Source organism: Mycobacterium sp. NGS41 (assembly GCF_059812725.1).
The window spans coordinates 17737-42093 of record NZ_JCALDF010000004.1 but is presented as its reverse complement, the minus strand read 5'-3'; the positions used below and the strand labels follow the sequence as shown (position 1 = coordinate 42093).

At 65.1% G+C, this 24357-nt stretch carries 25 protein-coding genes; 16 read left to right on the top strand and 9 right to left on the bottom strand.

Annotated features, from left to right (window positions below):
- Positions 1-12: 12 nt before the first annotated feature.
- The 3 genes from AC5Y21_RS05580 to AC5Y21_RS05570 are packed head-to-tail and all read left to right on the top strand — an operon-like array spanning position 13 to position 3178.
- Positions 13-978 (top strand): alpha/beta fold hydrolase, encoded by a 966-nt coding sequence (locus AC5Y21_RS05580; protein WP_499910254.1) that lies wholly within the window; start codon positions 13-15, stop codon positions 976-978.
- The gene (locus AC5Y21_RS05575; RefSeq protein WP_499910252.1) at positions 978-2165 is read left to right on the top strand and encodes an LLM class flavin-dependent oxidoreductase; all 1188 of its coding nucleotides are present in this window, start codon (positions 978-980) and stop codon (positions 2163-2165) included. The genes AC5Y21_RS05580 and AC5Y21_RS05575 overlap by 1 nt, the downstream gene beginning before the upstream one ends.
- Complete coding sequence (locus AC5Y21_RS05570; RefSeq protein WP_499910250.1) at positions 2165-3178, top strand: zinc-binding dehydrogenase; 1014 nt, start codon at positions 2165-2167, stop codon at positions 3176-3178. The genes AC5Y21_RS05575 and AC5Y21_RS05570 overlap by 1 nt, the downstream gene beginning before the upstream one ends.
- On the opposite strand, the gene AC5Y21_RS05565 is transcribed toward AC5Y21_RS05570, so the two are convergent.
- Both AC5Y21_RS05565 and AC5Y21_RS05560 read right to left on the bottom strand, forming a co-directional pair.
- Positions 3168-3731, bottom strand: coding sequence for a hypothetical protein (locus tag AC5Y21_RS05565; protein WP_499910249.1), 564 nt, complete (start codon positions 3729-3731; stop codon positions 3168-3170). The two genes, AC5Y21_RS05570 and AC5Y21_RS05565, sit on opposite strands and share 11 nt — an antisense overlap.
- A gap of 247 nt (positions 3732-3978) precedes the next feature.
- Positions 3979-5778, bottom strand: a complete 1800-nt coding sequence (locus AC5Y21_RS05560) for an AAA family ATPase (protein WP_499910247.1) — start codon at positions 5776-5778, stop codon at positions 3979-3981.
- 63 nt (positions 5779-5841) lie between these two features.
- Between AC5Y21_RS05560 and AC5Y21_RS05555 the strand changes: the two genes are divergently transcribed.
- The 10 genes from AC5Y21_RS05555 to eccE all read left to right on the top strand — a co-directional run bounded on the left by AC5Y21_RS05555 (position 5842) and on the right by eccE (position 16300).
- A complete protein-coding gene (locus AC5Y21_RS05555) occupies positions 5842-6186 on the top strand; it encodes a hypothetical protein (protein ID WP_499910245.1) in 345 nt (114 codons plus the stop codon).
- A 155-nt stretch (positions 6187-6341) separates the two neighbouring features.
- Positions 6342-6644, top strand: coding sequence for a PE domain-containing protein (locus AC5Y21_RS05550; protein WP_499910243.1), 303 nt, complete (start codon positions 6342-6344; stop codon positions 6642-6644).
- 48 nt (positions 6645-6692) lie between these two features.
- The gene (locus AC5Y21_RS05545) at positions 6693-8081 is read left to right on the top strand and encodes a PPE family protein (RefSeq protein ID WP_499910241.1); all 1389 of its coding nucleotides are present in this window, start codon (positions 6693-6695) and stop codon (positions 8079-8081) included.
- 63 nt (positions 8082-8144) lie between these two features.
- The gene (locus AC5Y21_RS05540) at positions 8145-8492 is read left to right on the top strand and encodes a WXG100 family type VII secretion target (RefSeq protein ID WP_499910239.1); all 348 of its coding nucleotides are present in this window, start codon (positions 8145-8147) and stop codon (positions 8490-8492) included.
- 40 nt (positions 8493-8532) lie between these two features.
- A complete protein-coding gene (locus AC5Y21_RS05535; protein ID WP_499910238.1) occupies positions 8533-8832 on the top strand; it encodes a WXG100 family type VII secretion target in 300 nt (99 codons plus the stop codon).
- Positions 8833-8950: 118 nt separating this feature from the next.
- Entirely contained in the window at positions 8951-9790 is an 840-nt protein-coding gene (locus AC5Y21_RS05530; protein WP_499910236.1) for an ESX secretion-associated protein EspG, read from the top strand.
- A gap of 97 nt (positions 9791-9887) precedes the next feature.
- A complete protein-coding gene (locus AC5Y21_RS05525) occupies positions 9888-11531 on the top strand; it encodes a MinD/ParA family ATP-binding protein (RefSeq protein ID WP_499910234.1) in 1644 nt (547 codons plus the stop codon).
- A gap of 4 nt (positions 11532-11535) precedes the next feature.
- Positions 11536-13056 carry a type VII secretion integral membrane protein EccD gene (eccD, locus tag AC5Y21_RS05520; RefSeq protein WP_499910232.1) on the top strand — a complete coding sequence of 507 codons (1521 nt, stop codon included), beginning with the start codon at positions 11536-11538 and terminating at the stop codon, positions 13054-13056.
- Positions 13053-14468 carry a type VII secretion-associated serine protease mycosin gene (gene mycP, locus AC5Y21_RS05515; protein WP_499910231.1) on the top strand — a complete coding sequence of 472 codons (1416 nt, stop codon included), beginning with the start codon at positions 13053-13055 and terminating at the stop codon, positions 14466-14468. The genes eccD and mycP overlap by 4 nt, the downstream gene beginning before the upstream one ends.
- Entirely contained in the window at positions 14465-16300 is a 1836-nt protein-coding gene (gene eccE / locus AC5Y21_RS05510; protein WP_499910229.1) for a type VII secretion protein EccE, read from the top strand. The genes mycP and eccE overlap by 4 nt, the downstream gene beginning before the upstream one ends.
- Before the next feature lie 3 nt (positions 16301-16303).
- Here eccE and AC5Y21_RS05505 read toward each other — a convergent pair whose 3' ends face one another.
- From AC5Y21_RS05505 to AC5Y21_RS05475, 7 genes are all read right to left on the bottom strand, one after another.
- Entirely contained in the window at positions 16304-17101 is a 798-nt protein-coding gene (locus AC5Y21_RS05505; protein ID WP_499910227.1) for a hypothetical protein, read from the bottom strand.
- On the bottom strand, positions 17101-17598 hold the full coding sequence (locus AC5Y21_RS05500) for a hypothetical protein (protein ID WP_499910225.1): 498 nt from the start codon (positions 17596-17598) through the stop codon (positions 17101-17103). The genes AC5Y21_RS05505 and AC5Y21_RS05500 overlap by 1 nt, the downstream gene beginning before the upstream one ends.
- Before the next feature lie 322 nt (positions 17599-17920).
- A complete protein-coding gene (locus AC5Y21_RS05495; RefSeq protein WP_499910223.1) occupies positions 17921-18265 on the bottom strand; it encodes a hypothetical protein in 345 nt (114 codons plus the stop codon).
- A gap of 196 nt (positions 18266-18461) precedes the next feature.
- On the bottom strand, positions 18462-18593 hold the full coding sequence (locus AC5Y21_RS05490) for a hypothetical protein (protein ID WP_499910221.1): 132 nt from the start codon (positions 18591-18593) through the stop codon (positions 18462-18464).
- Positions 18594-18636: 43 nt separating this feature from the next.
- Positions 18637-19821 carry a MinD/ParA family ATP-binding protein gene (locus tag AC5Y21_RS05485; RefSeq protein ID WP_499910219.1) on the bottom strand — a complete coding sequence of 395 codons (1185 nt, stop codon included), beginning with the start codon at positions 19819-19821 and terminating at the stop codon, positions 18637-18639.
- Complete coding sequence (locus AC5Y21_RS05480; RefSeq protein ID WP_499910217.1) at positions 19822-21438, bottom strand: PPE domain-containing protein; 1617 nt, start codon at positions 21436-21438, stop codon at positions 19822-19824.
- A 3-nt stretch (positions 21439-21441) separates the two neighbouring features.
- On the bottom strand, positions 21442-21759 hold the full coding sequence (locus AC5Y21_RS05475; protein ID WP_499910215.1) for a type VII secretion target: 318 nt from the start codon (positions 21757-21759) through the stop codon (positions 21442-21444).
- 201 nt (positions 21760-21960) lie between these two features.
- On the opposite strand from AC5Y21_RS05475, the gene AC5Y21_RS05470 reads away from it, so the two are divergent.
- The 3 genes from AC5Y21_RS05470 (at position 21961) to AC5Y21_RS05460 (ending at position 24330) form a co-directional block, all read left to right on the top strand.
- Positions 21961-23274 (top strand): hypothetical protein, encoded by a 1314-nt coding sequence (locus AC5Y21_RS05470; protein ID WP_499910213.1) that lies wholly within the window; start codon positions 21961-21963, stop codon positions 23272-23274.
- Positions 23271-23879 (top strand): hypothetical protein, encoded by a 609-nt coding sequence (locus tag AC5Y21_RS05465; protein ID WP_499910212.1) that lies wholly within the window; start codon positions 23271-23273, stop codon positions 23877-23879. The genes AC5Y21_RS05470 and AC5Y21_RS05465 overlap by 4 nt, the downstream gene beginning before the upstream one ends.
- A gap of 67 nt (positions 23880-23946) precedes the next feature.
- Complete coding sequence (locus AC5Y21_RS05460) at positions 23947-24330, top strand: hypothetical protein (RefSeq protein ID WP_499910211.1); 384 nt, start codon at positions 23947-23949, stop codon at positions 24328-24330.
- Positions 24331-24357: the final 27 nt, after the last annotated feature.

Sequence of the window (24357 nt, the reverse complement as noted above, 5' to 3'; positions counted from 1 at the left end):
TTTGGTGAGACGGTGGCGTCGTCAACCGAACGGTTAGTGGAGACCAACGGTGTGCAGTTGCGCGTGGTCGAGGCCGGGGATCGCGGCGCCCCCGTGGTGGTTTTGTGCCACGGCTTTCCCGAGTTGGCCTATTCATGGCGACGTCAGATTCCGGCCCTCGCCGAGGCCGGCTACCACGTGCTGGCGCCCGATCAGCGCGGCTACGGCGGCTCGTCCCGTCCCGACGCGATTGAGGCGTATGACATCCACCACCTGACCGCAGACATCGTCGGATTGCTCGACGACGTCGGCGTCGACCGCGCCGTGTGGGTCGGTCACGACTGGGGCGCCATGGTGGTGTGGAACGCACCGTTACTGCACCCAGACCGGGTCGCGGCCGTTGCCGCGTTGAGCGTTCCCCCGGTGCCTCGCCCGAAAAGGCCGACAACGGAGGCGCTTCGCCGAATATTCGGCGAAAACTTCTTCTACATCCTCTATTTTCAGGAGCCGGGTGTCGCCGACGCCGAACTCGACGGTGATCCCGCTCGTACCATGCGCCGCATGATGGGTGCCTTGCAGCTCCCCGCCAACCAGAGCGATGGGATCCGGATGGCGGCTCCCGGCCCGGCGGGCTTCATCGATCGAATTCCCGAGCCGGACGGGCTGCCCGCGTGGCTCAGCCAGGACGAACTCGACCACTACGTCAGCGAATTCACCCGCACCGGGTTCACCGGCGGGTTGAACTGGTACCGGTGTATGGACCGCAATTGGGAGACCACGCCACACCTCGCCGACGCCACCATCGCGGTGCCATGCCTGTTCATCGGCGGCACAGGCGATCCCGTGTTGGCGTTCACCCGCAAAGACCGGGCGGCGGAGGTGGTCTCCGGGCCGTACCGCGAGGTGATGATCGACGGCGCCGGACACTGGCTGCAGCAGGAGCGACCCGACGAGGTGAATGTGACGCTGCTCGAATTCCTCAAAGGAGTGGAATGGTGATGGATGCACCCCTTCGTTTCGGCGTTTTCATCACGCCGTTTCATCCGACCGGCCAATCCCCAACGGTGGCACTGGAATACGACCTGGAGCGGGTCGTCGCGCTGGACCGGCTTGGATACGACGAAGCGTGGTTCGGCGAACACCACTCCGGCGGCTACGAGCTGATCGCCTGTCCCGAGGTGTTCATCGCGGCCGCCGCGGAGCGGACCAAGCACATCCGGCTGGGCACCGGCGTGGTCTCGCTGCCCTACCACCATCCGCTGATGGTGGCCGACCGCTGGGTGCTACTGGACCACCTGACGCGCGGACGGGTCATGTTCGGCACCGGACCCGGCGCGCTGCCGTCGGACGCACACATGATGGGAATCGACCCGGTCGACCAGCGGCACATGATGCAGGAGTCGCTGGAAGCGATCCTCGCGCTGTTCCGCGCCGGCCCCAGCGAGCGAATCGACCGTCACGCCGACTGGTTCACCTTGCGCGACGCGCAACTGCATATCAGGCCTTACACCTGGCCGTATCCGGAAATCTCCACGGCTGCAATGATTTCCCCATCCGGGCCGCGGCTGGCCGGTGCGTTGGGCACGTCACTGCTGTCGCTGTCGATGTCGGTGCCGGGTGGCTACGCCGCGCTGGAAAACACCTGGGAAGTGGTCCGCGAGCAGGCCGCCAAAGTCGGACGTGACGAGCCGAACCGGGCCGATTGGCGGGTGCTGTCCATCATGCACATCGCTGACAGCCGCGAGCAGGCGATCGACGACTGTACGTACGGGCTACAGGATTTCGCGAACTACTTCGGCGCAGCCGGGTTTGTCCCGTTGTCCAACGAGGTCGACGGCGCGCAGTCACCACAGGAGTTCGTCGCAGAGTATGCGGCCAAAGGCAATTGCTGCATCGGCGCTCCTGAGGATGCGATCGCCCACATCGAGGATCTGCTGGAACGGTCAGGCGGGTTCGGCACGCTGTTGCTGCTCGGCCATGACTGGGCCTCTCCGCAGGCCACCTTCCACTGCTATGACCTGTTCGCCCGCAAGGTGATTCCCCATTTCAAGGGTCAACTCGAAGCATCGCGCTCATCGCACGAGTGGGCCAAGGGTAAGCGCGACCAACTGATCGGCCGGGCCGGCCAGGCCGTCGTGAATGCCATCACGGAGCATGTCGCCGAACACGAGAAGGCGCAGAGCTAATGCGCGCCTCGGTGTTACGCGATGGGCGCATGGTCTACCGCGACGACGTACCCGACCCAGTGCCCGGGCCCGGCCAAGTCCTGGTCGCCGTGCGAGCATGCGGAATCTGCGGCTCTGACCTACATTTCGCCGCTCACGGCGCCCAGGTGCTGGAAATGAGCGGCAAAGTGGCCGGTGGTTCTGGCGGCATGAATGTCGATTTGGAGCACGACATCTACATGGGCCATGAATTCAGTGCCGAGATACTCGAAGCCGGCCCCGACACCGAAACGCATCCGCCCGGGACGCAGGTCACGTCGCTGCCGGTGTTGTTGTCTACCAAGGGTGTCGAGCCAATCGTGTACAGCAACAGCACGATCGGCGGCTACGCCGAGCGGATGCTCCTCTCGGCGCTGCTGTTGCTGCCCATCCCCAACGGCCTGGACCTCAAACACGCCGCGTTGACCGAACCCATGGCGGTGGGACTGCACGCCGTCAACAAGTCGAATATCGAACGCGACGAGACGGCGCTGGTATTGGGCTGTGGTCCGATCGGTATCGCGATCATCGCGGCCCTTCAGGCCCGCGGCGTGGAAAATATTGTTGCAGCTGACTTTTCACCAAAGCGCCGCGAGCTGGCGACGGCAATGGGTGCCCACCAGAACCTGGATCCGGCGCAGGGTTCGCCGTTCGACAGCGTCAAACCCGCCGTGGTGTTCGAGGCTGTCGGAGTGCCGGGAATCATCGATGACGTGTTGTTGCGGGCACGGCCGGGGACTCGCCTGGTCGTCGCCGGGGTGTGCATGCAGCCTGACACCGTGCACCCGTTCTTCGCGATTGCCAAAGAGATCAACGTGCAGTTCGTGCTCGCCTACACCCCAGACGAGTTCGCCGGCTCGTTGCGCGCGCTGAGCGAAGGCGACATAGACGTCAGCCCGCTAATCACCGGCGAGGTCGGACTGGACGGCGTCGGCGCGGCGTTCGACGACCTGGCCGACCCCGAGCGGCACTGCAAGATCCTCGTCACCCCGTAGCTTCCAGCCGCCCGCCAGCCTCGCGAAGCTGCTCGACGCGAGTCTGCAAGCGGCGCACGTCATACCAGTCCCAGGCATAGGCCCCCGCAAACGCGATCACCATGACCACCCATCCCAGGCCTTGGGCGACTTTGCCGGCCGCGATTTGGCCCATAGCGGTGAACGACAACGACGCCAGGACCAACAGACAGAGAAACAACTTTCTCCGGGTGGGCTGGCGGCCAGCTGCCAAGACAGTGGCAATTTGCATGGCAGCGATCAGCACAGCCGGATCCGCCGGGACATCGCCGCCTGAAAGTGATCGAACGGCTTGAGACCGCTGCTCGCTGCTGAGGCCGTCAAGCGCGGCTTTGTAGGCGCGATGCTTGGGGAGTTGTGCCGCGGTGAGGAGCGCGCCCATGACAAGGCTTGCAATCACCATGAAGACCAGGTCCGCTGTGCGGCCGAAACCCGGGATTCCGAACCCCCACATCACGGCCAGAACCAGTGTGCTCAGGAGAGTCAGCAGCGGCCAGCGAAGCCACCACGGCGCGCCGAGCAAACGAAACGACATGCCGACACGCTACGCTGCGGCCGCTGACGAATGGCCTGTTTCACGCAGTCAGCCTGGGCGGAGGGCGAGGTCCTGACTTGGGCGATGTGGTCACATCCGTCACTCGGGCATCAAAGTGCGGGCCATATCTTGGTTTGTAATCCGATAGCGCCGGCGATATCGAGTCGCAGAATCCATGACCAAGCCTCCCGTGCAACGGATGTGGCTGCGGTGACTGGCCCCTGGCATCGCCGCAGGTCATCACGTGCTAGCTGGAGTGGATAGATTCCTCGGATTCGGCCTCGGCGGCCTTCGCTATCCCGCGCCTGATGTCGTCACCGATAAGTTCCATATGCTCTTCGACACGGTCGAGGTCGATGCCGCTGGTGACCAGCCGGCGGTTACGGGCGGTTGACGCGTGCTTGATGATCCGGCGAATAAATCGCCCGTTGCCCAGCAAGTCGATTCGGCGCAGCCCAGTCGCGTCGTCAATGTCGTTGTAGATCTCAGTGCACTGTCGATACAGGGTGTCGCGCGCGTCTTGGGTCAGCGGCGCCCCGGCTTTGGGAGCCTGCACCTCGGCAATCGCGACGAGTTGATCCGGGGTGTAAGAGGGGAAGCGAATCCGCTGGGTGAATCGGCCAGGCAGACCTGAGTTGGTGCGCAGAAATTTGTCGATGTCTTGTTCGTAGCCGGCCACAATGCAGACGAAGTGTTCGCGGTCATCTTCCAAACGGTGCAGCAGACCTTCGATGGCTTCTTTACCGTGATTGTGCTCGCGGCTTTCTTTGACCATCGTGTAGATCTCGTCGATGAACAGAACGCCGCCCTGGGCGTTGTCGATCACCTTTGACGTCTTCTCCCGAGTCTCCCCGACGTATTTGCTGACCATGTCTTCTTCGGTGGCTTTGACAAATTTGTCCGTTTCGACGATGCCATGGCCGGCGAAGATCTTCGCCAAGACGCTGGCCACTTGCGTCTTTCCGGTACCGGGCGGCCCGGACAGCAGAATGTTTTCGGTCAATTCGCCTACGGGCAAACCTTTTTCGCGCATCTTCCCGGCTATCAGCGCGTTGGCTTCGACATCCCTGATGCTGTCCTTGACCGAGTCCAGGCCGATAAGCTCCGCCAGATCGTCCTCCGCCTCCTTGAGTAGTGCTGCGCGGCGGTCGGCGGTGATCGCGGAGTCGACCGCGGGGGCTGTGGCCGGATCCCAGTAATCGGTGCGGGTGGCGATGAGTTCTTCGGTGGTCAACGTGATGCGCACCGTCGGGTCCATCAGTGCGCGCGAGGCGGCGGCGCCCAGCTCGGGATCCCCGCGGTGGGCGTGCAACGCTTCGAAGAAGGCGCGCGCCTGGTTTTCCTCGCCTAACTCTCGGTATATGAAGGCCCGCTCGAGCAAGGCCTTGTTGTAGACGTCACCCATGGTGGTCTTTACGGCGTCGAGGCGGCGCGCGGCTTCGGTGAACATCTTCAAATGTGCACATGCCGCGCCGGCCATGTAATTGGCGCAATCGGCGAGTACGCCGTCCTTCCAGTCGTGGGCATTGATGGCTTCCAGGACGTCGGGCCAGCGTTCGGTGCGGAGATAAATGGTGCCCATCAGGAAGTCGGCAATCTGAGTGCGATTGCGGCTGTCTTTGACCTCCTTGATCAGTGCCATTGCATCGTCGTACTGACGGTCATCGGCCAGCAATGCTGCTCGCGCCAGACACAGGTCGTCGGCGGTGAACATTTGCAGGTTGATCAACGACGCCGGGTACAGGCCCATCAGGGTGTGCGGCGGCAGGCCGAACCGGCGCTGGTCGACGCCGAGTCGGCTGCGGGTGCGGTAGCACTGGTTGATGACATAGCGGTCGGTGACGGCCGAGGTGCCTTGGTTTTCCTGCATGGTGACCATCGCGAGGCCCATCCATGCATCGCACATCCCTTCGTCGATCTCGACAGCCTTCTGAAAGGCCCGGCGGGCCTCGGCGAGATCGACCGATCGCAGCTCAGAGCCGGTCGTGGGGATGCCGAGGTTGGCGACTCCGATCCGAAAGGCTCGCTCGGCCAGCTCCAGGTTCATGGACTGCGATTCTAGGTCGGGTTCAGGCGCACTACATCTCCCGTCGAATTACTGTTGGTCGGCATGGAAGAACCTGCGAAGGACCAGCGGTATGTGGCCGGCAGCGCTGCGGTACAGGCGTTGTTGGACGCTCAAGCCGAGTTGTCGGCGCGGCTGGGCGCTGCGATCGCGGATGTGGAGGGTCTTCGCTGCCGGGTGGCTTCGGAGGATGAGGACGTCATCGCCGAGGTCGACGGCTTGCAACGACTGACCGACCTTTATCTAGAGCCGGGTGTCGTCGACCGCTACCGGGCCGAGAAGCTGGCGGCGGTGATCAGTGAGACGGTGCTGGCCGCGGGTCAGTTGGCCGGTGAAGAAGCTGACGGTATCCGGACCCGTCAATTTCTTCCCGAGCAGGCCGACGAGTAGTGCCCAATTTCGCGGACGCAAGGCCGCTGTCAGCGGTTTAGGGAGTTCGGCGGATTGACTCCGATGGACGTTGCAGTAGCCTGAGGCCTCGGTAATACTTCGCCTAGGTCGTCTTCATACCGGAGACGTTTGCTTGTTTTCACAGGGGGCCACTCATGGACTTTGTCGGCGTTGAAACCCCAGTTGTGGCGGCCGTGGCGGCCGATCTGCTGGCACAGGCGGTAGCTTTGCAAGCCGCGATAGCGACGGCGACGCCGGTGGTGACCACCGTCATGCCCCCTGGCGCCGAAGACGTTTCGGCGAGGGGCACTGCGTTGTTCAACGCGAACAACGCCCAGAATCTCGGTATGCTGCAGGCCCACGTGGTGGAGCTGGTCAACGCTGCTGAAGCCGTCGGCGGATCGGGCATCGCGTTCCAGGTTCAAGAGCTGGTCAATCAGGGCCTGCTGCTTGTCTAGCCGTCGCGACCTGCGGTTTTATCTAGCCATTGAAGGGGGATTGGCTTAATGGCTGGGCAGTACATGGCATTGCCTCCCGACGTGAATTCGGCGCTCCTGGAGGCCGGTGCCGGAGAAGCACAGCATATCGCTGCCGGAAACACTTGGCTGGCCGTCGGGGGCGTATTGGATGCTGCGGTCGCCAACCTCACGGGAGCGGTGGCCACTCTCAGTGGCGGGTGGACAGGAGCCTCTGGAGTCACCACCGTGGCCTCTACGCTTCCCCATATTTCGACTTTGGCTGTCAACGCAGCCAATGCCCACGCGATTGGGGCTAGGCACATAGCGTTCGCCGAGGCCTTCCGAGCCGCGTATCTAGCGACTCCACGGCTGGCACACGTCGAAGCGAACCAGACCGAACATGTCGCCCTTCAAGCCACGAACTTCATGGGCATCAACGCCATGCCGATCGCGATAAACCGCGGCGTCTACCACGGCATGTGGGTAGATGCCGGTACGGCGATGAACACCTACGACGCGCTCGGGACTGCGGCCTCAGCGCCCCTTCCGGCAACGCCGCCACCGCCGATCACCTCGGGCACCGGCGTGGAGCTCGCGGCCATGGGCGTCAGCATGGGGCTGCAACTCGGTGCGGGCGCAGTTCAGGGCGCCATGAACGTCGCCACGACGGGACTGGGCGCGTTCAGCGGGGTATCGAGCGGGGTCGCCAGCAGCACCGCACCCGCGGCCCAAGGGATGGGCGCGCACACGGGTGGCAACCCCGGCGGCGCGCCGGGTCAGCAGTCTGCGAACCCTGCAACCGCACCCAAGGGCGACGACCCCGCCCAGAAGCTGATGCCGTTGCTATCTCAAGGCGCCCAGGCCGTCGGGCAGGTACCGCAAGCGCTGGGATCGTCGCCCTCGGCGCTCACGTCGGCCGGCCAAGGCCCTGTCCAGGCGCTCATGGGCCCGCTACAGAGCCTGATGAGCGGCGGTTCCGGGCTCGGCGGCACCCCCGCCAGCGCGGCCGGGCTCAATGGGCTCGGGGGGTTCAGCGGCATGTATCCGGGCGGGCTGGCCGCAGGCCACGGCGGCGGCGAACCCGGTGGACGGTCGTCGTCGAAATCGATTGGTCTCATGCGTTCGGCCGGCCTCGGCGGCGGCAGCGGCTACTCGATGCCCAGCGGGTGGCGCACGACCGCCGACGCCCTGGGTATCGGCACTAACGCGGCCACTGGCGTCGGCAGCGGCAGGCCCGTGGCGGGCGGCGCCGGCCTGGGCAACGCCGCGGCCGGCGGCATGGGACCAATGCTCGGGCCGGCGGCGATGGGCGGCACCGGCGGCGGACGAGGCTCTCGCAAGGGCAATGCCCTGTCCTGGGAAGAGGACCCCTTCGGCGCTGACGAGGAAGACGATCTTCCGATGGTGCTGACCGCCTCGGGTGAAAGGGGGATATGACCAGCCTCCCCTGTCCCCCGACAACAATGACGTCACTGAACCAAACCGAAAGGAACCGAGCAAATGGCACATGACTCCTCATTTGGCGGCGATGCAACGCTCCATGCTGAAAGCCCGGTCATGCAGGTCGCTGTCGCACACATGGACAGCACCTCCACGCACATCCGTGCACTGATCAAAGCCATCAGCACCTACGTCAACGACGTCGCCGCCACCTGGCAAGGCGACGCCAGCTTCGCTTTTCAGGGCGCGGCGGGTCACTGGAATGAGGCCGCGGTCAAGATGGACAAGGTCCTCAACGACATGCAAGACGGCGTGCACGCTTCACGGGTCAGTCACGACACCCAGGAAGAAGCGAACGCTCAGGACCTGCTGCGCGCCGGTCAGGCAACGTTCGGCATCCAGGCCTGACCCTCTGACTTCCCAATCTACTTGAGAGGAAACGACTTTCATGGCTGATTCAATCAACTACCCCTTCCCGATGATCGCCGGCACCGCCAGCAACATACACGGGGCAGCCGTCCAGTTGGGCACCCTGATCGACGACATGACTGCTTCGGTGCAGACCCGGCTGCAAGCGGCGTGGATCGGTACCGGTGGCGAGAGCTACCAACACATGCAGAACCGTTGGAACAATGCGGCCGCTGATATGAAGAGCGCGCTAGTGCAGCTCAGTGCCGCGACCGCGAATGCGGGCGATGGCATGTCCCAAGTCAACCGGTTGAACGCGCAGCGCTTCGTACTGGGCTGATCAACCACCTCCGCGCCGACGGCGCGGGGTGAAACGGCCCCGACCGCGCCACCTTTCGCGCGATCGGGGCCGCGCCATTTATCCACCGCACACGCGACCACAAGCAGAGAGGTTTGTCGTGACCGCACCGGTCGTCGCAGCCGAGTTCAATCTCGACGAGATGCTGCTGCTGCAACGAATATTGAGAGTTGGGGCCTACCCGGTTGTGCTCGAGATCTTGCCGCCACGCGACTATTTCGAGGGCGACACCGCCGCGGCTGCCGAGGCCGCGGCCATGGAGTCGCTGATCGACAAGGGCGTGGTCAGCGGTGGAGAAGTCACCGAAGCGACTGTCGCGCAATGGATACGGGTGCTGCAGCGACCTGATGTCGAATTGGCCGCTCGAATCTGGCGCGAGGATTCCCAACTAGGCGTTGCGGTGTGCCGCCGCGGACCCTTGCATGTGGTGGCCATGCGTTACCAAGACCTCATCACGATCCAATACCTCAACGACGCGGCCGAAGTCAGCAGCATCGCTCAGGTGGTCGCTCCGGTGATCAGCGTGCTCGGTGAGGCGATGGTCGCCAACTTCGAACCGTTCAACCTGCTGATGTCCGATGGCACGTCGATCGACTCGCGCGTGGCGGCGGGCAGCGGCTACTACCGCGAGCTGTTAGAGGCAGGGGTGGCGGAGCCCTCAGCACGGTTCTTCACCGATGCATTGGCGCACCGCAACAACGTTTGGCGGTCGGAAATCGTTGCCATTGAGCATGTTCCAGGTAAACAGATCCTGGGAAAGGCGGGGGTGGGTGTGTTTGACACGCCGGCGGGCCGGATCGTGGCGTCGCCATCCGAGGCGCTGGACGGCACCATGTGGTCGACGTTCGCCCCAGGTAGCAATATCCGTATCGTCAAGGCGGTCGAGATGATCGTTGAGACATTGCCGAGCGGGTCGTGGTTCACCGCGACTCGGCACTAGTCAACTCGTATGGCTTCTGAATATGGCTTCTGAAAATGACGTCCGAGACCCTCGCACAAATACAACACATTTCTCAACGAACGGGCAGGTTAACTGCATGAGTATGAATCGCGACTCCCAGGATTCCTACGACCGGTTCTTTCCAGCGGTCGAGGAGGCCGACACAGCCTTGCCCGCGGGAGACGCGTCCGAGCAGCAGTTCGGACCTGACAGTCCCCCGCCCCCGGCCGATCAACGCCGTCCGCCCGCGCAGGGCCAACCGCCCGCGCAACCTTTCGGAGGGGGCTTCTATCAGCAATACATCCGAGAACGGATGCAAAACGGTGGTGAGCAGCCGCGCAGCGCCGACCCCTTCCGGCCCCCGGTCGAGGGCCGGCCGCCGCGCTCGGCTCCCCAGGCAGTCGCGCCGCCGGAGCGCTCCTACAGCCAGGCACCGCGTCACGCAGAAGCGCCTGCCCAACCGGTAGCCAGTCCGCGCGACGTCGAACACCGCCAACAGCCCGTCGAGCCCGCTCACCAGATAGCCGCCGAAGACCGGCCTGCCCCGCCGGACAACGCAATTCGGGCCGAAGCGCCCTCTCAACAAGAATCCTGGGCTGCGGCGGACGCCTCGGAACAGGCTGCTGCCCCGTGGACCTCGGCACGGCCCGCGCAAGCAGTCGACAATCGGTACCCGGCACCGTCCCCGCAGCCACAAACCCGGCAGGGCGGGGCGTACTCGGGCATGGCCAACTGGATGGACGAGCCGGTCGACGCGCGTTTCGTCGACCAGCGAATGGGCGATGACGAAGGATCGCTGGTCCACACCGCTGACCGCCTCGACCTGATCGGATCGCGCAAGCTGCCGCCGGGCCACGGTTGGCGAAAGTGGTTGTACCTGATGACTTTCAAGAAGCTCAACCTGGGTCTGTCACCGAGGGAAGTCTCCTACGCCGAAATGGTGGACACCATCCGCCAGCCCATCCGCGGCGACTACAAGATCGGAGTGGCCTCGTTGAAAGGTGGGGTGGGCAAAACCACCACCACCGTCACGCTGGGCAGCGTATTCGCTCAGCACCGCAAGGGTGACCGGGTCGTAGCCCTCGACGGCAACCCGGACTTCGGCAACCTGGTCAGCCGAGTTCCGCGGCAAACCAACACCACCGTCAAAGACTTGCTAGCCGATGAGGACCTGAGCCGCTACGGCGACGTGCGGCACCACACGTCGCAGAATGTGCACGGCCTGGAAGTTGTTGCGGGCGAACGGGATCTGGCGCAGTCAGAACGATTCTCCATGTCCGAATACGAGCGGGTCATGGCCGTGCTGCAACGCCATTACAGCCTGATCTTCACCGACTGCGGGACCGGACTGATCAATGAGGCCATGGATGGTGTGCTCAAGACTGCAAACGCCTTGATCCTGGTCTCTTCGGTGACCGTGGACGGGGCGCGTGCGGCCTCGGCCAACATCGAATGGTTGACGATCCACGGCTATCAGCATCTGGTGTCGCGCGCGGTGGTGATTCTCAACAACAACAAGCAGGGCAAGACCACCGCCAACATTGAACAGCTCAAAGAGCACTTCAGCCCACACGTGCGCGCCGTGCACGTGATTCCGTTCGACGATCACCTGGCCGAGGGTGGCGAGGTGAATTTGAAGCTACTCAAGCGGCCCACCCTGCGAGCGTTCGAGGAGCTCGCCGAGCTCATCGCGACCGATTTCCCAAGTGCTACCGGTAAACACACCAACGAAGCCGGGTAACGGGATGAGTATCGACAATCAGACAGCTGGGTCGCCGGTGTCGGTGGCCGCAGGCAGCGCGGAGGCCGTCGCGGGCACCGGTCGATTCGCGATCTGGGCCGGCGCCAGCCAGGTGGACGTTGACTTGCCGATCGACATGCCGATCGGGTCGATGATCTTCGATCTGATTCAAGTGCTGGACAAGAAGCTTGCCGAGCAGGGCAAGGACGTCAGCATGTTTCACACCGCCACCGCCGGGCGCTGGACGCTCAGCGAGGTCGGCGGTCCGGCACTGAACGCCGACAAGACCCTGGGCGAGCTGGGACTCGACGGCGACCGCCTGGTGCTGCGGCGGGCGCGCAGCGCCGAGGAATACCAGCCGTTGATCGACGACGTCACCGACGCCGCCTCGATGATCACCGATACCCGCTTCACGGCCTGGAGCGCTGACATGGCACGCACCGTCGGCGCGGTGATCGCCGTCGGGGGCTGCGTCGCGGTCAGCGTGCTGGTCGGACTGTATTCGGTGGCGCGACGGGCGCTGTGGATCCCGCCCGCACTGGCGCTGGCGGCCGCCGCGGTGGCCGTCGCCGGAGCGTGGCTGGCCGGGGCACGGTACCGCAGTCCCGCGTTGGCCACGGCCCTACTGATCGGCGCGTATCCGTTGGCCGGTGTGGGTGGTGCGGCCATCGTTCCCGGAGGCTGGGGACCGTTCAACGTGGCGTTGTGCGCGGGCACGGTGCTGGCGATCGCGGTGGTGTCCACCGTTGTGCTGGACCGGGCGATCACGCTCGCCGCGACGGTGCTGACCGTCGGCACCATCGTGTTGACGGCCGCGTTGGTGCGGGGCTTCTTCTCGGTGGGTTACGTGGCCCTGGGCACCGGGGTGGCGCTGGGCGCCTGGATAGCGCTGTGGCAGGGCCCCAAGATCGCGCTAATGGCCGCGCGGATACCGATGCCGCCGGTGCCGACGCTGGGAATGGCGTTTGAAGAGCCGGACCGCTCGCCGCGGTTCATCATCGACGGTGCCGCCGGTGCCCAGCAGTACAAGGCCCCCGGGGCCGAGGTATTCGAACGACGCACCGCCGCCGCTGGCGAATACCTGACCGGGATGGTGATCGGGGCGGCGGTGTGCGCAGTGGGCGGCACTGCACTGGCCGCGGAACCGGGCCGACGCCGCTACTGGCTGGCCTTCGCCTTCAGCCTGCTGCTCGCTGCAGTTGTGTTGCGGCGGGCCCGCAACGGCGCCGACGGCATTCAGTCGGCGGTGCTGATCGGCACCGGCTCGCTGATCGTGGCGCTGACCCTGGTACGGCTGGCGCTGGCCGACGGCCGACTGTGGATGGTGCTGACGGTTGCCGTCGTGCTGCTGCTGGCTTCCGGCGGCGTCTTGATCGCCGGGGTGATGCTGCCCCGGGTGAGATTCAACGAGGTGCAGCGGCGGTTCGGCGAGCTGGTAGAGGTTGTGATGGTTGCTCTGCTGCCGCTGCTGGCTCTTTGGATCATGGATGTCTACGGGGCGCTGGTGGGGCTAAGACTGCGATGAGCCGCATCAAGTCAGCGGGGGTGGGGCTGCGGCTGGGCGCGGCTTTCATGGCGGCGGCGACCGTCGCCACGCTTGGGACCGCACCGGCGTGGGCGATCACCCCGCCGACCATCAACCGTGACGCGGTGCCCCCCGATAGTCCTCCCGGTCCGGAATCGCCGAACAAGCAGAACTATGAGTGCCGAGTTGCGACCAGCTTCCCAGGCACGGACTTCAACGTGGTCAACCCAAACGTGGCCAGCCTCAACCTGAGTGATGCATGGCGCTACAGCCGCGGCGCGGGGCAAACGGTTGCCGTCATCGACACCGGAGCACATCCCCATCCGCGGCTGCCCAACCTACGTCCGGGCGGCGACTACGTGACTGCCGGCGACGGGCTGACCGACTGCGACGCACACGGCACCCTGGTCGCGGGGATCATCGCCGCGCAGCCGGTGCCCACCGACTCGTTCGCCGGAGTGGCCCCCGATGCCGCGATCTTGTCGATCCGTCAGAACTCCGAGCTGTTCGGTCCGGTAGAGGCCAAGCCCGTCGACCCGAATGACCCCAACACCACCCACACCGCCGGAAACGTGCGCACCTTGGCGCGGGCGATCGTGCACGCCGCGAACATGGGCGCAACGGTCATCAATATCAGTGGGGTGTCGTGCATTTCACCCCTTAAGCCGGTCGACCAGACCTCGTTGGGAGCGGCAGTATGGTACGCCGCGGTGGTCAAGAACGTCGTGATCGTCGCCGCGGCAGGCAACACGCAGGGAGAGTGCCAGCAGAACCCGCTGCACAACGCCGGGAAGCCGCGGGATCAGCGGGACTGGGGTGGGGTGGTCACGATCTCCACACCGTCGTGGTTTAGCGACTACGTGCTCTCGGTCGGTGCGCTTGGACAGGACGGCCAGCCCGCGCTGTCCGCCAACGGCGGCGCCCCATTGACGCTGGCCGGCCCGTGGGTAGGCGCCGCGGCCCCAGGGGTCAACATCACCTCGCTAGATCCCAACGGTCCCGGCCTGGTTAACGCCGAGCCGGCCAAAAACGGTGGGCTGGAATCCTTTAACGGCACCAGCTACGCCGCGCCGGTGGTGGCCGGACTGGCCGCGCTGGTACGGGCCCGCTTCCCGTCGCTGACGGCGCATCAGGTGATCCGGCGTATCACCGAGACCGCGCACAACCCGGCTCGCGGTGACGACAATCTGGTCGGAGCCGGAGTGGTCGATCCGGTAGCCGCCCTGACCTTCGCAGTCGAGCCAGGTGATCCCCTGCCGAAAGACGCGTGGGGCAAGCCCGTCGCCGCCCCGGTCGTCGCCCCCCGTCCTGACCGGCGTCCGATGTACACGGCCCTGATCGGCCTGGGCGCCTGTGTGGTGGTGGTCGGCGGAGTGCTTGGGTTGTCGAAACTGGTCAGGCGGCCGGAGTGAGCGAACGGCGTCACAAGCCCACCGTCAAGGGTGAGCGCCTGGCCCAGCGGGTGGCCGCCGATCGTGCGGTCCGCGAGGCCGTCTCCGCGCAAACTGAGGCCGCTCCCCCGCGACCGGCGCCCGTCAACACCACAAGGTTCACCGGAGCGGTCAACCGAGCGTCAAAGTCAGCACGCGCCAACGAGAGTCCGCGCCGCTTCCCGCTGAGCATCCACGCCCCGATGCCCAATGTCGTGGTCAACATCATCACGGCCGAGGTCGTCGCGGCGCTGATCGTCGGGGTGCTGGTGTGGCGAGGGGTGGGCTGGCCGTGGCTTGTCGCCGCGGCGGCCGCGGTGATCCTGGTGGCGCTGGTCGCCTTCAAAGACGCCAGCCTGACGCACTGGACGGTGATCTGGTGGCGGTGGTGGCGAAGTCGTAAATCCAATCCGGCCGCGAAGATCTGGGCCGACCCGCCGGGGATCTTCGAAGTCGATCTGCCCAATGACGAAGGCCGCGCCGGGCTGCGGTGGGACGGCGACATACTGGTCAGCGCGGTGGCGTTGGTGGCGCGGCCGCAGACGCCCACCATCATCGACGGCGGCATCGCGATCACCGAGGACACCGTCCCGATGACCGAGATCGCCGAATGCTTATGGCAATACGACATTCACCTCGCCGGCATCGATGTTGCTCAGGCGGGTCGGCGGGTGGCTCCGGGCACGGCCTATGCCGGCTCCTACGACCAGCTGATCGGGGTGAATCCGGCGGTGACAGCGCGGCGTACCTGGCTGGTGCTGCGGCTGCGGTTCGACCCCGGCGACGAGGGCATTCGCAACCGTGGCGGGGGTATCGAGGGTGCGGTCAAGGCGGCGGTGGCGGCGACGCGGCGGGTGGCCCGCCGGATGCGAGAGGCCAACTGCGCTGCGGCCGTGGCCGACGGCGCCGAACTGCGCGCCGCGCACGCCGCGCTGGGAGCCGGATTTGTGCCTGCCGACACCCAGATCGAGCGAGGCACGCTGGCCACGCCCAGCGGATTCGTCACGACCTACCGGTTGCACCCAGACGATCTGACCAACTTCAATCTGGGCGCATGGTGGGCCTACCGATGCGTGTCGACGACGGTGCTCATTCGGCTGACACCGGGTTCCCGGCGCGGCCAGCTTCATGTCCGCACGTGGGTGCGGCATGTATCCGCGTCCCGACCCAGCCGTACCGATCGTCGGCCCGGGCTGATCCGTCAGTACGGCGACCAGGCCGAAGCGCTAACTGCCACACTGCCTTTGGGGGCACACAGCTGGCGTGCCCAACGGCGCATTGTGTCCAGTCCCGCGCCGCCCGTCGTCGCCGCTGAATTGGCCGGCCTGCGGATCCCGGTGGGCGCCAGCGGACAGCTGATCGGCACCACCCCGACCGGCAATCCACTGTTGTTGCCACTGGCCGAACGGGGCATGCTGACAAGGATTTACGTCGATGCGCCGCTGTGGGTGGCCCAGCAGTTGGTGCTTCGGGCGTTGGCCGGCGGGGCCAGTGCCCGGGTCACGTCAAGCCGCCCCGAACAGTGGTGGCCGATGATCCGGCGGCTGGCCGAGCCACGTCGGCTTTGGCTGTCGCAGTCGGACAATCATCGCGCGGCCACCATCCAGGTCTGCGATCACGCTCCCATCAGCTACCCCAGCGGTGCTGAAACGTTGCTGATCCTCGGCTCCAACGGGCAGCCGGCCGACGCCGACATCGTCATGAGCCAGGACCGTCACACCGGCCAGGTGAAGATCAACGTCGGCGGCCGCAACCGGCCAATTACGTTGGCCGCCACCAAGGAAGAGACCCGCTACCTCGGCAGGCTCGACTGATTCTTAGCGGTCCTGACCGTTTTCGTCAATGATCCACGGTCGACGCGGGCGGTGATACTCGGCGATGACCTCACGTCGGCCCGTGTCGGACAACGACTCGGCGACGTGCGCGCTCATCTGCGGCACCGCGTTGGCGGCTGCCAGCACCGACAAGACCCAATTGTTATGGGGGGCAGCGTCGCGGGTGTCTCCGTCAAGCTCGTCGGCGTAGCCCGGCGGGGCGCAAATGCGTGCGGTGAGCCGGCCCTGGCCGGGTATGTGATAGGTGCGGTCGTCTTCGACGATGCTCACTCTGGCGTCGATGCGGTGAAGGGAGAGAAGCGATTTCAGGTGTTGCGCGAATTGGTCTCCGTCGCTGCCGCGCTGCAGGTGCCCGGTGTCGATGGACGGTGTGGTGAACAGTGCCGGCGCGCGCGGCACGATCAGCCGGCCAGTAACGGTGGTGGTGTTCTTGTGCGGAATCGGGTAAATGGTGACCGCCCCGGTCGGGTCGGCGGTGAAAGTGAAAACCCATTGACCGGGATCTGACGGTCGCGGAGTCATGGTGCCGAGACGGTGGAATTCGCGGTAGTGGTCTTCGGAAACCACCAGATCGGCCAAACCCAGCCAGTCAACGAGTTTGGTGATCAGCACCGTGGTCACCGCGCAAGCCTGGTCCGCGTCGGCTGCACCCGTGGTAAGCACCGCGCGCATCCCGACAACCTCGGCGGCGAAGACGTGAACGTCATCGATGGTGAACACGGGAGGTTGTCCGGGCTTGGGCCCGTAAACCGCGGGAGCGTCCGTCTCGGGAACCGCCATCAAGGCGATTTCCAGTGACGGGGATGGCTGCGGTATTCCATGGATTGAGTGCGACGCAATGGCCGGCGACGGGCCCTGTAGTAGGCGATCAGGTACACCAAGGCGAAGCTGCCGGCGGTGATAACTGACGCGACGCCGAAGGGAACGTATTGGCCGCGCGCAAAGCGGTAGTCCCAACTCGCGTCGCCGTAGCCGGCTACGGGGGAATACAGGATAAGTAACCCGGCGACCACGGCCGGGATTAACCAGCCGCTACGGCCAACCGCGAGGAAGTACACGTTGCCAGTTGCGATCACCGCCAGCCCGACGGTTGTCCACCACATCGTGGCAGGGGTGAGCATGCCGCTGTAGGAGTCGGGAGCCGGGTCGGACTGCGGGTCAGACGTATTCGCGTCTGCGGAGGTCAGGGCCTCCTCGGGGTCGGGTTGTCGCAAGCGCACGGTAACCGCGTAAACCTTGCCCCGCATTTTTATGTAGGGCGTGGTTGTATAGGCCACGAATGTCATTATGCCTAGAAGTAGTCCGGCAAGTACGCCAGCGCTCGTGGTTATGCCGATGAGGCCGGCGGCGCACACATGCACACGATCTCGTTCCGCTCGCCAGGTGTCTGACGGATCAGCTCAACAATCTCTCGCTCGCACAGCGATACTTCATGTTCGCCTTTCACCGTTCCACGCGCTTTTCTAGACTGAACTCTGAAACACGAAGTGCCCCAAACCCCCAGGTCGCGGAACCACAACTATGTCAGAAGAGCCTCACGGAGGGCGGTGAGTACTTTGCCATCGGTCTATCCAATCACGAAGACGTCAATAATGAGATTCAGGGAGCATTGGAGTCAGGCTGTAGGGAAACCAATAACTGAGTTGCAATGGTCCGAAGCTTGGCCCACCGCTCGTCCGACTGAAGACCTTCGAATGACCATTGTCCTTCGTCGTGGGCGCGCGACATCTCGTCCAATATCGTGTTGATGCGATCCGCGTAGACGCTCTGCTGCTCGCTTAGGGAAAGTCGATCGGGCACGTACAGTGAATCGAATTCAAGCGCCAACTCATCTATCCCGACACCAAGTTCGCGAACATATTGTTCCTGAACCGATGGTGAGGCTGCTAGTCGTCCAATCTGCGCCGCAAAGTTCTTTCGCCAATTGTCCACGTTCGAAGTCATCCGGGGATAACTCCTCCCAGGTCGGCCTGCGGGCCAACAACTCGCCAGTAGGGACCAGGTCCATGGTGCCCGCCACCAGGATGCCAACGAAGTTGAGGTCCCGTAGGGTTGCCTTGCGCGTTGTATTGACGGAATACCCAGCCCTGACCTGCTTGCTCATCGCCGCTACCGGTGCCCGAGGAAACGACGGCGGCCATCAGCGATCGCGTCCAACCCGCGAGCCCGAACGCGGCAGCGCGAGGACATACAGATGCGCGATGACGTGCGCGCCGGCGCTACTGACGAGATGGTTCAATGCCGTGGCTTGCTCACCCAGCGGATCGACCATCCACCCATAATCGCAGCCACCGCGGGACACAACCACGGGCATCTCAGCACCCGCCAAGACGACTTCGCGCCCCAGCCCCGATCTCCACGGTTTCCGCGAAGCGCTCGGCAAGTGCGGCAACGATTTCGATGAAACTCTGCCGGGTGGCAGGGGCGAGTTGGTCAGGCGCGTTGATGACCGCCCCGGTTCGCAGGTACGGATCGAACGGAACCTCGAGCACGGGCCGGCCATGGCTGGACAGCTGCTGCTGCCACTCGTTTCGCGTTCGTTTATCGGCGTGACCGTCAGAGTGATTGACCACGATGACCGTGTGGTCGAGCAGGTCGGTCATGCTGTTGGCATCCAGCCACTCGAGCTTCTGCGCGGCCGTCGACGCTCCGTCCACTCGAGGTGCAGCCACAATGATGAGCGCGTCCAGGTCGCGCAACACCTCCCGGGTGATGGGCAGATCTAACGCAGAACCGCAGTCGATGACCGAGATCGTGAAGTGGCGGTCCAGCCGCGCGGCCGCCTGCCGGTAGACGGCCGGTGTGAGCGCTGACCGGCGGTGTGACGCGGATTCCTCCCCAGCCAGGACAAACAGGCCGGCCGCGTTACAGCCCAGATGATTACAGGTGTCGACGAAGCTGCCGCCTGGCTCGGCGTCGGCCAGTTCCCAATACGAACCGCCGGCCGGGTCTATCCGGGCGCCCAGCTTGCCGAACCCAGGGTCGGCGTCGATGGCGACCACGCGGTCGGCTCGGCGCATTTCGGCGAAGATCGATCCCACACACGCTGCGACGGTGGTCTTTCCGACACCGCCTTTGCCGACGGCGCCGACTTTGTAGCGGCCGGTCAGCCGCGAACCGATCGCGGCTTCCAGAGCGGCTTCCCGATGTTCATCCGACGACGGGCCCGGATTCACCAACCCGAACGTGCATGCATAGATCGACCGCCGCCATCCGCGCTTAGGTGTCGCTTTACGTTTGGGTGCCGACCACCCGGCCATCAACTCCGCGAACACGTCGCCCGAGCCTGGCTCCAGCAGCGGGTCTAACCCGGCAGACCACCGGGACGCTTCACGAATCGGCTGGCCACTCCACCAGTCTCGGGGGCCGGAGTACCGGGCGGGCTCGACTGGTATCGGCTCCGTGTCGGCGTCGTCGTCGTTCTCGAAGGCCGTCGGGTCCGGCTCGCCACCGCTGCGCGGCCACTGGGGAAATCCTCCTGCGTCGCCACCGCTGCCCACCTAGGCGTCCCTTTTGATCGGCACCGCGCCAAGCTTGCGGTCGAAACTCGGCTTTTTGACCGGCTCGGGTGAGGCGCCCAGCACCGGCGAGGAGAATTCCTGGTCGCTGTCGAACTCCGACTCTTCGGGAGACAGTGTTTTGTCGCGGGCCTTGTCCCTTCCGCGGCCTGAGGCGCCGGCGCCGCCCATGTAGCCGGGCATCATGCCCGTCCCGCCCGCACCGGCCAGCCCGGCCGGCGCGGCGGAGGTGGTGGACGTCGGCACACCGCGCACAGCCGGCGCCGACGGCGCGGCGCCAACTCCGTTGCCCGGCGGTGTGCCAAGCGCCGCGCCACCGCCGATGCCGGCGGCCTTGACTCCGCCTCCGCCGCCTCCACCGCCGGCTTTTGTTTGCGGGTGGGGCGTCGTCTGGCTGGCCAAGGCGGCCAAATTGGCCGCATTGGGGTCGGATGTCTTGCCCGCCATTTGCCCGAATTGAGAGAACTGTTGCGCGATCTGTTCGGGGATCGACTGGATGGGTTGGAAAAGGCCTTGACCGAGCCCACCAAGCCCACTGGGGGCGCCGGTCATCGCCGACATGAGCGCGGACATCATCTCTTGGGGATCGCTGAGTTGCTTGAGGCCCTGGTTATTGGTCAGCCGGTCTTGCAAACTTCCGGGCGCGGGTCGGGCAGCCCCCTCCATGCGGGGTGGGCCTCCGGCTGCGATCTCTGGCGGCGCCCCGGGACCGGTGAATGGCGGAACCGCCGACTCGCCGCCGTCGTAGGCGCCCATCTCCTGGTTGGTGGTCGCGTTTTGCTGGGTGTACTCGTTCGTGTAATGGACCACTTCGGGAGTGCTCAATCCCCCGTCGCTCATGTTGCGCTGAATCGCGTCGAGCAGGCTCACTTTGGTCCCTAAGGCTTCCTCGGGGGTGGGGATGTTGTTGCTGACTCGACGCCAGTCCGCGGCGTGGGTGTTCCAATGCCCCCCGAGCTCGGAAGCTGCCGGACCCATCTCGCGGGCCCAGGACACAAAGTTCTGCAGCGCCGCGTGCACATTTTCCGCATCGGGCGACTGCCACCCGGTGCGCAGCGAACCCGACAGGCCCTCTAGCACGTCGGCGGCCTGGACCAAGCTCTGCCCGGTGTTTCGCCAGAAGTCCGCGGCGGCCAGGTGCGGACCGTCGCCGACACCGCCGTTGACCAACCTCGAGGTGTATTCGGCATCAACCACTCCGGGCGGCGCGGGAATGTCGGGCACGGGGAGGTCCGGGATGCTCGGCAGCGGGGGGAAAGCGGGGATCTGCGGAGCGCCGACGCCCCCTGGCGACTGTCCGTTGAACAGGGCCGCGTTGTCGGCTTCCTGGGCGATAAACGCAAAGGCACTGTTCAGGAGCTCAGCGGCTGCGCCAGCCAGGACCCAGGCGCCGGAGTCGAGCTTCTGAACCAGGTTCAACGCGCGGGCATTGAGTCGCCCATGGGCTTTCAGCGATGTCGGGTCCAGTGCGATCGGTGGGACCACCGTGGGCTCAGCCACCGACAGCATCTGCATCGCGACCGCATACAGCGACTCGGCAACTGCCAGCAGAAGCGGGAATTCGGCCTGGACGCTGGACCCCGTGCCGGTGGCGCTCACCGACTACAGGTCCCGCACGGTGTCGGTCAGATTGCGGCTGCTGAGACCTTCCTCCGTCCGATAGGAGCCCGAGCTGGCCACAATCGCGTCGCTGACCTGATGATGCGCCTCGGAATGGCTGGACGCGAACTGTGTCCGCGCCAGCTGGTACTCCTCCAGGGCCAGGGCCAGGGGCTCGGCCACAATCCCGTGCGTTCGGCGGAAGTCTGCCAGGAACCCTTCGCTACCCAACGGCCATTCCTGCCACTGCCCCGCGATCGATCGATGGTCTGCCGCATGCCCAGGAAGACGCGCCAAGTTGACGTGCATCTGATCGGACATGTCGACCCCTCCTCTATATGCGTCTATATGCGTCCATTGCGTCGTCGAAGGTGTGCCGAAAATGCTACCGGGCCGCCAACCCGCAAGCGACCGCCGTTCTGCAGCAGCTGATCGACCAACGTTCAATGGCTAATGCTGTTGGTGGGCCGGACCGGCATACTTGCGATGGCTGCGCCCAAACGTTGTCAGGGGAGGTGGGGGTTGGTTCATTCGTTCCCCATCCCTTTGGACCCGCCGTCGGTGCCCCCGCCGCCGGAGCCCACGCCGCCGGTGCCGGCGCTGCCGGGCTGGCAGGACATGCTGTCACCGCCCGGAACGACGGGCGGGCCGGGTACCGCCGCCCGAACAGACACCGGCGCCGGCGGTGTCGTCGACGCCTCCGGAGTCAACTCGCTGTTCGGGCACAACGACATCCAGCACGACATCGACACCCTGCGCCAGCAGCTCGTGGCAATGGGCATCGTGGCCTACACCCCCGAAGGCAAACAACAGATCCTGGCGCTCCTACAAGCCTTCCTCGCCGCCGCAGCAGGCCGCCTGGAAACCAGCGATGCCAACGTCAAAGCCTACGTCGCCCAGGTCCAGCGCGTCGTCGACGAGCTGACCGGCCACAAGCCCGCGCCGAAGCCGCAGGCACCGCCCGAGGAGGCTGCCAGCGGCACCGGCGGTGTGCCGGGCACGCTGGGCCTGCCTAACTACAATCCCGGCACTTTGTCGCTGGACGAGACTCGCGCGGTGTATACGCAAGGCGAGCTGCGTATGCGCCAGCTCAACGACCAACTCACCCGGCAAGGCGTGAGCGCTGAAGAACGCGCGAGAATCATGTTCGATCAGCGCAATGCGCTACGCACCTGGACGCGTGAGCTGATGAGCGACCGCGGACTCGCGGATCAGCTGAATACGACTGACCGGAATCTGACCTGGGATCAGCTTCTCGCCAAACTCCAAGCACGAGGGCATACCGGCGATGACCTCTACAACGCGATCGTTGAAAGCTCTACCCGCAGTCGCGCGAGCGTGAACGACGCGCTGGGAATCGACCCCGAACACCCGCCTCCGCTGCCACCGGTGCACCCCTTACCGCCGCCCTTACCGCCCCCAGCCGGCGGTCCGGGAACGGCGCCGATCATCAGCGCTCCGCCCAATCTGCCGTCGATAGGCGATCATCCGCCGACTCCTCCCGTACCACCCACAGTGTTGGGCCACCCGCCGGTGACGGCGCCCCCACCACTTGTGCTCGATCACCCACCGCTACCGCCGTGGCTGGCGGATCCGTCACCACCTGGCTTTCACGTGTCGCCAAACCAACCCCCGCCTATCTTCGGTTGGGATGTTCCAGATCCACCAGCCCCGGTTGTGCCGATGTCGCCACCATCGGGCCCAACAGTCACCTTCCCGCAGCCTCCACCGATATCTGACGGTGCCAAAGTGGGCGGCTTTTTGGTCGGGGTCGGAGCCGTAGGCGCGTGGATTTTCTCTCACCTGGGTGAGCTGGCTCATCCCTTGGGCCCATGACCCCGTCAGCACCCGAACATCCCGACGAGTGGCACCGATTGGCGTCGGCGTCGTCGCTGGTTGATGTCGTGGCAAGCCATGTCACGGATCTGGTTCAGGTTTCCGCCGAGGACCTGCCGCAGTGGCTGACGAACCTAGGTGTGCCGACGGGCTGGCGCCTCGCCCGCTTGGAAGGCGAAGGCGTGCAGCCGTCGCGAATCGCAGTGTGCACCGCGGAATCCGGCGCCGGGTATGCATCCGAAACCATTAGCCTGTACAGCTTCACCGGTATCCCGGCAGCTGACGTCGTACAACGGCGGTCCGACTGCACGTTACGTGACCTCGACGCGGAGAACATCATCACTCGAGCTCTGATGACACCCACCATCCCCGGTGCGACGGCGGTGCGCAGCAGCGGTCACTTCAACACCGGCGGGCGGTCGGTGTGGGCTCAGTACAGCACCTACGTCGCCGGCAGCAATGTCTCGGGCAGCGGCCGTCTGATTTACCACAGCGTGTTCGCCGGCTCGGACACTCGCGACGCCTTGAGTAACGACATTGAGCAGCTCAGCAACGCGGTGCACCACGCGTTTCTGAGCTCAACGACGGATGCGAACGAGATCTAGTTGACTGCGGCAACCAGCGAGCACGCCCGCCTAAAATCGCAACATGCCCCGTGCGGAAGGACCACCAATGGACCGCCCCGTGATTGACAAGACGACGCGGCCACACTGGCTGCGCACTGGATACAAGTTTTTTCCCTATGCCGCGCAGCAGTCCGGCCACTGGTGGGTGCTGCGGCTCAACCACGGATTCCCCGAGCACGACCTCTACACGTTGTTTGTCGACGGACAAGCTGTCGCCGACGTCACCGGCAATCCCGACGATCCATCTCCACTGGTCGCCAGCGTTGCTTCACTCAAGCCATCCGACCACGCCGCCGGCGAGCCGGAACTTGACGCCAGTACGGCTGCGACGGTGGTGAACACGGTTTCGCGCTATGCCAACTACGGCAGCGAACACGACGACCCGTGCATCTTCTGCTCCGACGACTACGACGGAATGGCCCGCGTCTAGGCGATGCGACGACACTTCATAAACGTG